Annotated in this window: 12 protein-coding genes; 9 read left to right on the top strand and 3 right to left on the bottom strand. The window is 72.0% G+C overall.

From position 1 onward, the window contains the following. Positions 1-117 precede the first annotated feature (117 nt). From IGS69_RS07975 to IGS69_RS07965, 3 genes are all read left to right on the top strand, one after another. On the top strand, positions 118-1,866 hold the full coding sequence (locus IGS69_RS07975) for a lytic transglycosylase domain-containing protein (protein ID WP_190897985.1): 1,749 nt from the start codon (positions 118-120) through the stop codon (positions 1,864-1,866). A gap of 149 nt (positions 1,867-2,015) precedes the next feature. Beyond that, positions 2,016-2,150: an SPW_0924 family protein gene (locus IGS69_RS07970; protein ID WP_190897984.1), complete on the top strand. Its 135-nt coding sequence runs from the start codon at positions 2,016-2,018 to the stop codon at positions 2,148-2,150. Between the two features lie 26 nt (positions 2,151-2,176). Further along, positions 2,177-3,169, top strand: coding sequence for a DUF3068 domain-containing protein (locus IGS69_RS07965; RefSeq protein ID WP_190897982.1), 993 nt, complete (start codon positions 2,177-2,179; stop codon positions 3,167-3,169). On the opposite strand, the gene hrpB is transcribed toward IGS69_RS07965, so the two are convergent. Both hrpB and IGS69_RS07955 read right to left on the bottom strand, forming a co-directional pair. Further along, a complete protein-coding gene (gene hrpB / locus IGS69_RS07960; protein WP_190897981.1) occupies positions 3,159-5,681 on the bottom strand; it encodes an ATP-dependent helicase HrpB in 2,523 nt (840 codons plus the stop codon). The genes IGS69_RS07965 and hrpB overlap by 11 nt on opposite strands. Positions 5,682-5,727: 46 nt before the next feature. Then, entirely contained in the window at positions 5,728-6,588 is an 861-nt protein-coding gene (locus IGS69_RS07955; RefSeq protein WP_190897980.1) for a class I SAM-dependent methyltransferase, read from the bottom strand. Positions 6,589-6,903: 315 nt separating this feature from the next. Here IGS69_RS07955 and rpsA point away from each other — a divergent pair, with 315 nt between their 5' ends. The 4 genes from rpsA (at position 6,904) to IGS69_RS07935 (ending at position 10,675) form a co-directional block, all read left to right on the top strand. Continuing rightward, positions 6,904-8,397, top strand: coding sequence for a 30S ribosomal protein S1 (gene rpsA, locus IGS69_RS07950; RefSeq protein ID WP_033310631.1), 1,494 nt, complete (start codon positions 6,904-6,906; stop codon positions 8,395-8,397). Between the two features lie 230 nt (positions 8,398-8,627). Continuing rightward, the gene (locus IGS69_RS07945; RefSeq protein ID WP_190897979.1) at positions 8,628-9,566 is read left to right on the top strand and encodes a PAC2 family protein; all 939 of its coding nucleotides are present in this window, start codon (positions 8,628-8,630) and stop codon (positions 9,564-9,566) included. Between the two features lie 57 nt (positions 9,567-9,623). Next, positions 9,624-10,244, top strand: coding sequence for a dephospho-CoA kinase (coaE, locus tag IGS69_RS07940; RefSeq protein ID WP_190897978.1), 621 nt, complete (start codon positions 9,624-9,626; stop codon positions 10,242-10,244). Between the two features lie 50 nt (positions 10,245-10,294). Next, positions 10,295-10,675: a tetratricopeptide repeat protein gene (locus IGS69_RS07935; RefSeq protein WP_031105981.1), complete on the top strand. Its 381-nt coding sequence runs from the start codon at positions 10,295-10,297 to the stop codon at positions 10,673-10,675. Between the two features lie 19 nt (positions 10,676-10,694). On the opposite strand, the gene IGS69_RS07930 is transcribed toward IGS69_RS07935, so the two are convergent. Next, positions 10,695-10,958, bottom strand: a complete 264-nt coding sequence (locus IGS69_RS07930; RefSeq protein WP_190897977.1) for a DUF6343 family protein — start codon at positions 10,956-10,958, stop codon at positions 10,695-10,697. A 238-nt stretch (positions 10,959-11,196) separates the two neighbouring features. On the opposite strand from IGS69_RS07930, the gene IGS69_RS07925 reads away from it, so the two are divergent. Then, the gene (locus IGS69_RS07925; protein ID WP_190897976.1) at positions 11,197-11,886 is read left to right on the top strand and encodes a class I SAM-dependent methyltransferase; all 690 of its coding nucleotides are present in this window, start codon (positions 11,197-11,199) and stop codon (positions 11,884-11,886) included. Positions 11,887-11,999: 113 nt separating this feature from the next. Continuing rightward, complete coding sequence (locus tag IGS69_RS07920) at positions 12,000-12,467, top strand: DoxX family protein (RefSeq protein ID WP_190897975.1); 468 nt, start codon at positions 12,000-12,002, stop codon at positions 12,465-12,467. The last annotated feature ends 69 nt before the right edge of the window (positions 12,468-12,536 follow it).

The following is a 12,536-nucleotide window of genomic DNA, read 5'->3' as shown; positions in this document are numbered from 1 at the left end:
CCGTCGGAGGGCAACCCCTCGGGCGGTTGGATCGTCACAACAGGGCGAACACTGCAGACGTAGACCGATTGCAGACGTAGACCGGACGCGCGGGCGTCCACGGGAGGGGTTCACTCTATGGCGGCGCAATTCGGCAGGAGGCTGCGCAAGGGGGCGGCGACCACCGCCGTGGCCGCGGTAGCGGTCGCGGCCCTGTCCGCCTCCCAGGCTCCGGGCGTGAACGACCACGGCAGACAGACCGCTGCCGACGCCACCCCGTCCCCCGAAGCGAGTGCCTCCGACGGCAGCGCCACCGGCAACTCGCCGTACTACACGGACCTGCCTCCGCTCAAGAGCCCCAACCCGTCCCCGTCCACGGGCCCCGCCCCCGGCGGCACGGGCACGACGGAAGCCGGCATCCCCGCGACCGTCCTCGACGCCTACAAGAAGGCCGAGACCGCGCTGCGCGAGGCCAAGCCCGGCTGCAACCTGCCCTGGCAGCTCCTCGCGGCCATCGGCCGGGTGGAGTCGGGGCAGGCGCGTGGCGGCCGCGTCGACGCCCACGGCACCACCATCAAGAAGATCCTGGGCCCCCAGCTCGACGGCAACGGCTTCGCCCTCATCAAGGACACCGACGACGGCGCGTACGACGGCAACAGCTCGTACGACCAGGCCGTCGGCCCCATGCAGTTCATCCCCTCCACGTGGGCCTGGGCCGGCCGCGACGGCAACGACGACGGCAAGAAGGACCCCAACAACATCTACGACGCCGCGCTCGCCGCCGGCCACTACCTGTGCCGCAACAACTGGGACCTGTCCCAGCAGGGCGACCTCGACCGGGCGATCCTCAGCTACAACAACTCCCGGGACTACCTGAACCTCGTCATGAGGTGGCTGGAGTACTACCGCAAGGGCACGCACGAGGTCCCGGACGGCACCGGCACGCTCCCCGACAACCGCAGCGACGACGGCGCGGGCGCGAGCCCCACGCCCACCGCCCCGGGTGCGACGACCCCGGCCGGCTCGACGCCCAAGCCCGGCCCCAGGCCCGGGAAGCCCGAGACACCCCAGAAGCCCGGCGGTGGCGGCACCACGACCCCGAAGCCGCCCACCACACCGCCCGGCACACCGTCCACCCCGCCCACCACGCCCCCCACCCCCACCGACACGGTCGATCACCTGGAGGACGCGGCAACCGGCAAGCTCACCGCCATGGCCGGCGACGCGTTCGACCGGCGGATCAGCACCCGCGCCGAGACGAAGGCCGGCAAGTCCGTCGCCAAGGTCAGGGTCCGCTTCACGATCGTCGGCGACACGGACACCACCTTCACCGGCGGCGAGGACGTGGCCACGGTCGCCACCAACAGCTCCGGTGTGGCCGTGGCGCCCGCCCTGCAGGCGGGGGAGAAGACCGGGACCGTCACCGTCCGCGCCACCGTGGTGGGCCGCGCCGTCCCAGGCCTCGACTACAAGGCCACGGTCACCGAACGCGCCGCCGACGCCCTCGCCCGCACCGGTAACGCCGCGCTGACCTGCGCCCCGGGCGGCACGTTCGCCAACCGGGTCGAGCTGAAGGCCACATACAACGGCGCCGTCGCCGACGGTGTCGCCGCCACCGCCACGCTGATCAAGTCGGCGGACGACCCGACCGTCACCGACAAGGGCCCCTACTTCAAGGACGCCGACGGCAAGACCGTCCGCACCCTCACGGGTCTCAAGACGGACGCGAAGGGCCTGCTGAAGCTGCCCGACCTGTACGCGGACGACACGACCGGCACCTTCCTGCTCCGCGTCACCACGGTGGGCGGCGCGACGCTCACCGTCGAACTGACCGTCGCGGCGGCCGAGACGACCTCGCCCAGCCCGTCGGCCGAACCGAGCGCGTAGCTCTCAGGTACGACAGACGACGCCCCTCTTGTAAGGAGGGGCGTCGTTGTGTGTGCAACGTGTTCTCATCTCCGCCGCGCGTTGCTACGGTGCCGAACAACCTGACGGTGTATCAGTTCTGGCCGTCATGATCCGTGGGGAGGCTCCGTATGCGCGCTCTCATCGCCGCCGCCACCGGTCTCGCCGCCGCGTTCGCCCTGGTCCTGACGGTGACCGCCCTCGGCTCCCCCTCGGGCGGGACATCTCCGGAGCCGCTGCTGACGACCGTGCCCGCACACCCCTGACCGCCCCGCCCGGGAGGGAGGCCGAGATGCGCCGCAAGGCCGGCCTGGTCCTGCTCGCCCTCGCCGTGTTCTTCGCGGCCCTGTCCCCGCTGCTGCGCTGGTACGCCTTCCCCCGCCTCGCCAAGGTCCCCGCGAACCAGTACCAGCACATGGTGCTGGAGGCGAAGGACGCCACCCTCCTCGACTACGGCACGATGAAGGCCAAGAAGGTCTCCAAGGTCACCATCGTCCAGACCCTCAAGGGCGACGTGGAGGCCTCCGAGCGGATCGAGGAGTCGGCCGGCCGGGACGTCGTCGTCTGGGACGGCCTGTCCTACGTCGTCGGGCCCGACGGCAGGATGGTCTCCCGGATCCCCGAGCGCTACATCTTCGACGCCCACACCCAGGAACCCGTCCACGCCACCGGCGAGATGGTCGACGGCGACCCGGTGCGCCGCCAGGGCATCGAGTTCAAATGGCCCTTCCTGACCGGCAAACGGGACTACGAGTACTTCGACGCCCAGGCCCGCATCACCGCGCCCATCACCTACAAGGGCACCCAGGACCTCCGCGGCCTGGAGGTCTACTACTTCGAGCAGACCATCCCCTGGACCGAGGTGAAGATCCCGAAGACCCTGCCCGTCGAGGGCCTCACCCCCGAGGCGGTGGAACGGACCGGCACGACCCGCTGGTACACCACCGTCCGCAAATTCTGGGTCGAACCCCTCACAGGGGCCCCCGTGTACGGCGAGGAGATCCACAAGGAGGAACTGCGCGGCGGCACCCTCCTCGGCGACCGCGACAAGGTGACGGCGTTCGCCGGCCACGTGAAGATGCGCGAGGACTACATCACGCACACCGTCGACCTGGTGACGTCCCAGCGCCTGCTCATCGCGCTGCTGACGTCCTACCTGCCGTGGGGCTTCCTGACCCTCGGCGTCCTCCTGCTCGCCCTCGCGCTGTACCTGGAGGCCCGCGGCCGCCGCCCCTCGCGAGAGGCCCCCTCGGCGGCCGAGGAAGTGCCGTCGGTCAGCGCCTGAGCCGCGCGTTGGTGTGCCGGGTCGGCTCGGCCGCCGCCGGGTCCTCGGGCCAGGGATGCTTCGGATACCGCCCCCGCAGCTCCGCCCGCACGCCCTTGTAGCCGTCCCGCCAGAACGACGCGAGGTCGGCGGTGACGGCGGCCGGCCGCCCGGCCGGGGACAGCAGGTGCGCGAGCAGCGGCACCCCGGCGACCCGGGGCGACTCGTGCAGCCCGAACATCTCCTGCAGCTTCACCGCCAGCACGGGCTGCTCGGGACGGGAGTAGTCGATCCGGATCCCCGACCCGCTCGGCACGGTCAGCCGCTCCGGGGCCAGCTCGTCGAGCCGCCCCGCCTCCCCGGAGGCCCAGGGCAGCAGCCGGGCGAGCGCCTGCCCGGCATCGATCCGCGCCAGATCGGCCCGCCGCCGCGCCCGGCCGAGCTCGGGCTCCAGCCACTCCTCCACGCGCGCGTGCAGCGCCTCGTCGGACACGTCCGGCCAGGGCGCACCGAGGTGCAGCCGCAGGAAGGCGAGCCGCTGCCGCAGCGCATCGGCCTCCGCCGACCACCGCAACAGCCCGAACCCCTCCCGCCGCAGCCCGTCGAGCAACGCCTCGCGCACGAGCCCGGGACCGGCGTCCTTGAGCCCCCGCACCGCCACCTCGACAGCACCCAGCCGCTCCACCCGCCGCGCCACGACGTCCCCGCCGTCCCAGCGGACCTCGTCCCGCTCCTCACGCAGCGCCCCCGCCGCGACCCGGGCCGTCTCCTCGTCGACGACCGCCCCGAGCTGCACGCGCGCGTGCCCCCTGCCGACGGGCCGGTCGGCCATGGCGACGGCGATCCAGGGGGAACCGTGCAGCGCGCTGCCGGCGCCGACCTCGGCACGGGTTCCCGAGGCCATGAGATACGACCCGCCGTCCACCTTCGCCACCCGCTCGGGAAAGGCGAGAGCGGCGATGAGCCCCACCTGCTGCTCCTCGGAGAGGCCCGCCGGCGTCTCGGCCTCAACCGCGGCCTTGTACGGCACACCGGACACGACGGCCCGCAGCCGCCGCACCTCACTGCGCCACCGCGACGCGTAGGCGTCACCCCCACGCTGAGCACGACGCAACGCGCCCGACAGATCGTCCCCGTACTCCCGCGGAGCCTCCTCGCTGAGCAGCGCGATGACCTCGGCGGCCCGCTCCGCCCCGACCATGCCGGACCCGTCCAGCAGCGCCCGCCCCAGCCGGGGATGCAGTCCCAGCCGGGACAGGGCGACACCCCGCTCGGTGGCGCGCCCCGCGGAGTCCACCGCCCCCACCGCCGTCAGGACCTCCCGCGCCGCCGCCATGGCCCCGCTCGGCGGCCCGTCCAGCAGCGCCAGTCCGGACGCGTCCGGATCCCCCCAGCACGCCACCTGCAACGCGAACGCCGTCAGGTCGGCCACCTTGATCTCCGGCGACGGATACCGCGGCAGCCGCGTGTCCTCGGCCTCCGCCCAGCAGCGGTACACCGCCCCCGGCGCCTCACGCCCGGCCCGCCCCGCCCGCTGCCGCCCGGCCGCCCGGGAGGCCCGTACCGTCGTCAGCGCGCTCAGCCCGCGCGCGTGGTCCACCCGCGGCTCACGCGCCAGCCCGGCGTCCACGACCACCCGCACCCCGGGCACGGTCAGTGACGACTCCGCGACGGACGTGGCCAGCACGACCCGCCGCCGCTCCCCGGGGGCCAGCACCGCGTCCTGCACCGCCGCCGGTGCCCGCCCGTGCACCTGGAGCACCTCGACGTCACCGAGTCCGCCGAGCTGCCCCGCGACCCGGGCGATCTCGCCCACGCCCGGCAGGAAACACAGCACGTCCCCGTCCCGCTCGGCCAGCGCCCGCCGCACCACGGACGCCGCATGGGTCAGCAGGGCCGGATCGACCCGCATCCCGTGCGGCGGGCGTACGGGCCGCACCGGCGGCGCCCACACGACCTCCACCGGATGGGCCGTGCCGCGCGCCTCGACCACCGGCGCCCCGCCCAGCAGCCGCGCCCACCCCTGCGCGTCGGTCGTCGCCGAGGCGGCCACCAGCCGCAGCTCCGGACGCAGGGTCTGGCGCACGTCCCACAGGAACGCCGCCGCCGTGTCCGCGTCCAGGTGCCGCTCGTGGCACTCGTCGAGCACCACCACGTCGGCACCGGACAGCTCCTGGTCGCGTTGCAGCCGCTGCACCAGCACACCGGTCGTGACGACCTCCACGCGCGTGTGCCGCCCGACGACCCGTTCCCCGCGCACGGTGTAGCCGACGCTCTCGCCGGGCTTCTCGCCCAGCAGCCACGCCATCCGCCGCGCCGCGGCCCGGGCCGCGATCCGCCGCGGCTCGGCCACGATCACGCGCCGCCCGGTCCCCTCCCCGAGCAGCCCCGCCAGCGCGAGCGGCACCAGGGTCGTCTTGCCGGTGCCGGGCGGCGCCACGAGGACGGCGGTGCCGTGCCCCTCCAGGGCGTCGTCCAGGGCGGGCAGGGCACCGCGTACGGGCAGGGACTCCAGGGCGTCGTAATGGATCACGCATTCAGTGTCGTACGCCCGGGACGCGGTCCCACGCGCGCGTGCGTCAGTCCCGCTCGCACACGAAGATCGCCGTACCCGGGATCAGGTTCCCGCGCAGCGGGGACCAGCCGCCCCACTCGGAGGTGTTCCACGCCGGCCACTCCGGCTCCACCAGGTCGACGAGGCGGAAGCCCGACGCGACGACGTCGCGGACGCGGTCGCCCAGCGTGCGGTGGTGCTCGACGTAGACCGCCCGGCCCTCGTCGTCCTGCTCGACATAGGGAGTGCGGTCGAAGTACGAGCCCGACACCGACAGCCCCTCCGGCCCCGGCTCGTCCGGGAAGGCCCAGCGGATCGGATGCGTCACCGAGAAGACGAGACGGCCCCCGGGCCGCAGCACCCGGCGCACCTCGCGCAGGACCAGGCGCGGATCGGCGACGAAGGGCAGCGCCCCGTACGCCGAGCAGGCCAGGTCGAAGGAGCCGTCCGCGAAGGGGAGCGCGCCGGCGTCGGCGCACACCAGGGGGAAGGAACCGCCGATGCGCAGCGCGTGCTGCAGCTGCCGGTGCGAGATGTCCAGGGCGACCGGGCGCGCACCCTGGGCGGTCAGCCAGCGCGAGCACTGGGCGGCGCCGGCCCCGATCTCCAGGACGTCACGGCCCTTCAGCTCTTCCGGCGGGCCGAGCAGCTCGGACTCCACCTCGTCCAGTCCCTCGGGGCCCCACACGAAGCGGTCGTCGCCGAGGAACGTGCCGTGCTCGACCTGGTACTCGTCCGCGTTGCGGTCCCACCAGCCACGATTGGCCCGGGAGCTTTCCGTGACATCGGCATCGCGCCGGGTGGCCTCGGGTTCGGACGCTTCGGACTCTTGGATGATCGGCTCCCTCGTCGTACTCTTCCGTCCAGCCGGCCCCGGCGGTGGCACAAAAGGGGGCGTCGTTCGGCCTGTGTGGCCTCGAACGACAGGACTTGTGCCGGTTATGCGGCGATCCGCCCCGCGTGGGCGGCTTCGCGCATTGACCCTGCCCGGCTGCCCCCGTATGCTACAAGTTGCGCTGCGGGCCTGCGCACCTCAGACGTAGCAGGCTGCGCTCGCATCTGTATGTATGTCCCCTCGGTTGTCGAGGCGTCACCGTTCTTGAGTGGCGCTTCCTTGGCTGTCCGGCTTCTGCAGAGCGAAACGGGCTCCCGGCGTAGCAGTACCTACGACTTCAATGTCCGTACCGGAGCCCTTTCCCACATGACGAGCAGCACCGAGACCACCGCCACCACCCCGCAGGTAGCGGTCAACGACATCGGTAACGAGGAAGCCTTCCTCGCCGCGATCGACGAGACGATCAAGTACTTCAACGACGGCGACATCGTCGACGGCGTCATCGTGAAGGTCGACCGGGACGAGGTCCTGCTCGACATCGGTTACAAGACCGAAGGTGTGATCCCGAGCCGCGAGCTCTCGATCAAGCACGACGTCGACCCGAACGAGGTCGTCGCCGTCGGTGACGAGATCGAGGCCCTTGTTCTCCAGAAGGAGGACAAGGAAGGCCGCCTGATCCTCTCGAAGAAGCGCGCCCAGTACGAGCGTGCCTGGGGCACCATCGAGAAGATCAAGGAAGAGGACGGGATCGTCACCGGTACCGTCATCGAGGTCGTCAAGGGTGGTCTCATCCTCGACATCGGCCTCCGTGGCTTCCTCCCGGCCTCCCTGGTCGAGATGCGCCGCGTCCGCGACCTCCAGCCCTACGTGGGCAAGGAGCTCGAGGCCAAGATCATCGAGCTGGACAAGAACCGCAACAACGTGGTCCTGTCCCGCCGTGCCTGGCTGGAGCAGACCCAGTCCGAGGTCCGCCAGACGTTCCTCACGACCCTCCAGAAGGGTCAGGTCCGTTCCGGCGTCGTCTCCTCGATCGTCAACTTCGGTGCCTTCGTGGACCTGGGTGGCGTCGACGGTCTGGTCCACGTCTCCGAGCTCTCCTGGAAGCACATCGACCACCCGTCCGAGGTTGTCGAGGTCGGCCAGGAAGTCACCGTCGAGGTCCTCGACGTCGACATGGACCGCGAGCGTGTCTCCCTGTCGCTGAAGGCGACCCAGGAAGACCCGTGGCAGCAGTTCGCCCGCACCCACCAGATCGGCCAGGTCGTGCCCGGCAAGGTCACGAAGCTGGTTCCGTTCGGTGCGTTCGTCCGCGTGGACGAGGGCATCGAGGGTCTGGTCCACATCTCCGAGCTGGCCGAGCGCCACGTGGAGATCCCGGAGCAGGTCGTCCAGGTCAACGACGAGATCTTCGTCAAGGTCATCGACATCGACCTCGAGCGCCGTCGCATCAGCCTCTCGCTGAAGCAGGCCAACGAGTCCTTCGGTGCCGACCCGGCCTCGGTCGAGTTCGACCCGACCCTGTACGGCATGGCCGCGTCCTACGACGACCAGGGCAACTACATCTACCCCGAGGGCTTCGACCCCGAGACCAACGACTGGCTCGAGGGCTACGAGACCCAGCGCGAGGCGTGGGAGACCCAGTACGCCGAGGCGCAGCAGCGCTTCGAGCAGCACCAGGCGCAGGTCATCAAGTCCCGCGAGGCGGACGAGAAGGCCGCTGCCGAGGGTGGCGAGGCTGCCGCTCCGGCCGCGTCCGGTGGCGGTTCGTACTCCTCCGAGGGCCCGGACAACTCCGGCGCGCTGGCCTCGGACGAGGCGCTTGCCGCGCTGCGCGAGAAGCTGGCCGGTGGGCAGAGCTGAACGCCCACTGAGCAGTAGCTGTTCCTGACTGAGGGCCCGCACCTTTCGAGGTGCGGGCCCTCAGCGCTTGCCGGGTGATCGGTCGGCTGCCGGCCGGTGGGGGCTTGTCGCGCAGTTCCCCGCCCCCAAGGGGCCTTGCCCCCGCTGCCAAGATCATGAATCTCCTCCTGCGGGAATGGCCGCGCCCGCAACGGCGTTGTGGAGTGTGAACACGAGGAGGAGCGGTCACTGTGCTTGATCCGCAGGGTTTGTACGCCTGGGAGCCGAAGGGGCTGGCCGTCGTCGACATGGCGCTCGCCCAGGAGTCGGCCGGACTTGTCATGCTCTACCACTTCGACGGATACATCGACGCCGGCGAGACGGGCGACCAGATCGTCGACCGGGTGCTCGACTCCCTGCCCCACCAGGTCGTCGCCCGCTTCGACCACGACCGGCTCGTGGACTACCGCGCCCGCCGCCCGCTGCTGACCTTCAAGCGCGACCGCTGGACCGACTACGAGGACCCCGCCCTCGAGGTGCGGCTCGTGCAGGACGCCACCGGCGCGCCCTTCCTGCTGCTGTCGGGCCCCGAGCCGGACGTGGAGTGGGAGCGCTTCGCCGCCGCCGTGAAGCAGATCGTCGAGCGGCTCGGCGTACGGCTCTCCGTGAACTTCCACGGCATCCCCATGGGCGTCCCGCACACCCGGCCCGTGGGCCTCACCCCGCACGGCAACCGCACCGACCTCGTCCCGGGCCACCCCAGCCCGTTCGAGGAGGCGCAGGTGCCCGGCAGCGCCGAGTCCCTCGTCGAGTACCGCCTGCTCCAGGCGGGGCACGACGTCCTGGGCGTCGCCGCCCACGTCCCGCACTACATCGCCCGCTCCCCGTACCCGGACGCGGCCCTCACGGTCCTGGAGGCCATCACGGCGGCGACCGGACTGGTCCTGCCCGGCATCGCCCACGCCCTGCGCTCGGACGCCCACCGCACCCAGACGGAGATCGACCGGCAGATCCGCGAGGGCGACGAGGACCTCAGCGCGCTCATCGAGGGCCTGGAGCACCAGTACGACGCCGTCGCGGGCGCCGAGACCCGGGGCAACATGCTCGCCGAGCCGGTGGACATCCCGTCGGCGGACGAGATCGGCCAGGAGTTCGAGAAGTTCCTGGCGGAACGCGAAGGCGACAACTGATCCCGTCACCCGGCCCGGGCGAGGGCCCTGTCAGTGGCAGGGCCTAAGCTGCGGGACATGCTGAAGGTGGGCCTGACCGGGGGCATCGGTGCCGGCAAGAGTGAGGTGTCACGGCTGCTCGTCGCGTGCGGGGCCGTGCTGATCGACGCGGACCGCATCGCGCGGGAGGTCGTCGCACCGGGGACGCCGGGGCTCGCCTCGGTCGTCGAGGCCTTCGGGGAGGAGATCCTCGCCGCCGACGGCAGCCTGGACCGGCCCCGTCTCGGCGCCATCGTCTTCTCCGACGCGGAGAAGCGCGCCACCCTCAACGCGATCGTGCACCCCCTGGTGGGCGCCCGCTCCCGCGAACTGGAGGAGGCCGCCGCCGAGGACGCGGTCGTGCTCCACGACGTCCCGCTCCTCACGGAGAACGGCCTGGCGCCGCTGTACGACCTGGTGATCGTCGTCGACGCCGCCCCCGAGACCCAGCTCGACCGGCTCGTACGGCTGCGCGGCATGACCGAGGAGGACGCCCGGGCACGGATGGCCGCCCAGGCGACGCGCGAGCAGCGCCGGGAGATCGCGGACATCGTCATCGACAACGACGTCCCGCTGGAGGAGCTGGAGCAGCGCGTGAAGGACGTGTGGGCCGAGCTGGTGCGCAGGTCACAGGCGTCCCGGCCGTCTCCCTCGGAATAGCGGTACCGCGTGGGGGCGTTGAACCCCTGCAGTGAGGGAAGGACTCTGCCGTGCCCGAGACCAGCGGTTCCACCGGACGTACCCCGGAGACGCACGTCATCGACTTCCGTGCCGCCGAGCAACTGCTCGCGGCCCGGGACCCGAGGGGCGCGGTGAAGCTGCTCGACGGCGTCATCGCCACGCACCCCGAGAACACCGCGGCCCGGCTGCTGCGGGCGCGGGCCTTCTTCGCGGCGGCGCAGCTCAGGCCCGCGGAGCTCGAGTTCCAGATCGTCCTGGAGCGGGAGCCGGACAACGCGTTCGCGCACTTCGCGCTCGCCCGCACCTACGAGCGCCAGGGCCGTCCCGACCAGGCGAGGCGCCATTTCCGCCTGGCGGCCGCGCTGGATCCGAACCCGGAGTTCCTGAAGGCCGCCCGCTTCGACTCGTGACTGGCCGCCCCCGCCCGCCTCAGGGGCGTTCGTCCGGCGGCCGGTAGGGCGGGATGTCGCGGCCCGGCTGGTAGTGCGGGCCCTGGCGGATGTGCCGCAGGACGACGGCCAGATCGATCGTGACGACCAGCAGCAGCACACCGCAGGCGATGGCCCAGCCGTTCCGCCCGGCGATCGCGAACGCCACCGTCCCGAAGAGCGCCCAGATCAGCCCCCACAGGCTCAGCCAGAAGCGCGCCCGCAGGGCACTGCGCGCGGTCCGCGGTTCACTGCCGGTACGCATCGTCGATCACCACTCCTGCTTGCAACGTACTCCTCGTGGCGAGGGATCACCAAGGCCGACCGGGGAGCCGCGCATGCTGCCGGACGCCGACGCACTGCCCGAGGGCGGGGACGGCGGCCGGGCTGAACCCGACACGAGCGATGTGCCTCAACTCCTCGCCCCCACCGTCTCGTTCACTCGGACGGGTGAAGAAGGCCGTTGCTGGAACGGGTGTGCGGATGCGGTCCGTTGGACGGGCATGGAGATGAAAATGCGTGAGGGGTACGAGGGGACGGGGCCCGGGGCCATCACCCCGGACGGCTGCGCGGTGGAGCTCTACTCACGCCTGCCCGTCGGGGACGAGCCGGAGATCATCGCCGCCGCGGTTCGCCGGGGCGCGCGCATCCTGGAGCTCGGCAGCGGGGTGGGCCGCATGACCCACGCACTGCTGGAGCGCGGTTTCACGGTCACGGCGGTGGACGAATCCGCACCGATGCTGGAGCGCGTGCGCGGCGCGCGGACGATCTGCAGCCCGATCGAGGACCTGGACCTGGGGGAGACGTTCGACGTGGTGCTGCTCGCGTCCTTCCTCGTGCACGCGGGGGACGTCGAGGTGCGGCGGGGTCTGCTGCGCACCTGCGTGCGCCATGTCGCGGAAGGCGGCTGCGTGTTGATCCAGCGGGAGGGCGAGGACTACCACGACAACGTGCCGCGCGAGCGCAAGGACCCCAGCGGCTTCACCGTACGGATCGCGTCCACGGAGCCGCTCGGCGACGGGGTCAACTCGGTCCGCGCGGAGTACGAGTTCCCGGACGCGGTCTGGACCCAGACGTTCCGGGCGCGGCCGCTGACCAAGGAGCAGTTCGAGGGGGCCCTGGCGGAGGCGGGCCTGCGGGTGGACCGCTACCTGACGGAGGACCGGATATGGGTGCGGGCGGTGGCGGTCTAGGCGGCCCGGCGCGACAGTCTGCTCGAAGTCCCCCCCGGCGGCGATGAGTTCAAGGGCTCGGACCGGTCTACCTCTCCGACACCAGCACGGACCGCTTCCCCCAGGAGATCTCCATGTCCGAGACAACCGCCACCTCCACCGCCACCGGCGACCGCACCCCGGCCGGCGTCGTCATCGCCGAGTCCGCTACCGCTCGCGGACGGCGTGCTCGCATCGCGTTGCGCGCGCTTCAGGTGCTGCTCGCGCTCTTCTACGCCATTGCGAGCGCGCTCCCCAAGCTGATCGGGCACCCGTCGGCTGCCGAGTCGTTCGAGCGGCTCGGCTGGGGCAGCGCGGGGATGTACACCATCGGCGCGCTCGAACTGGCCGGCGCGATCGCCCTGTTGATCCCGGTGCTCCAGTCGCTGGCGGCGATGGCGCTGAGCGCGCTGATGGTGGGAGCGTTCGTCGTGCAGGTAGCGGTCTTCGACGGGCAGTACGCGGCGACGCCCCTGATCCTGATGGTGCCGCTTGTCCTCATAGCCTGGGCGCGGCGGGGGTACAACGCGGATCTGCTGCGGCTGCTGCGGCGACGGGCGTGACGGGGTACGACCGGGTGCGACCGGGGGCCCTCCGAGACTCCGGCAGTGTCCGGAGCGGGGGCGAGGGCG

Origin of the sequence: Streptomyces tuirus, assembly GCF_014701095.1 — a bacterium.
GTDB lineage: Bacteria > Actinomycetota > Actinomycetes > Streptomycetales > Streptomycetaceae > Streptomyces > Streptomyces tuirus.
Note: the sequence above shows the minus strand (reverse complement) of the source record. Positions and strands in the feature narration are given on the sequence as shown.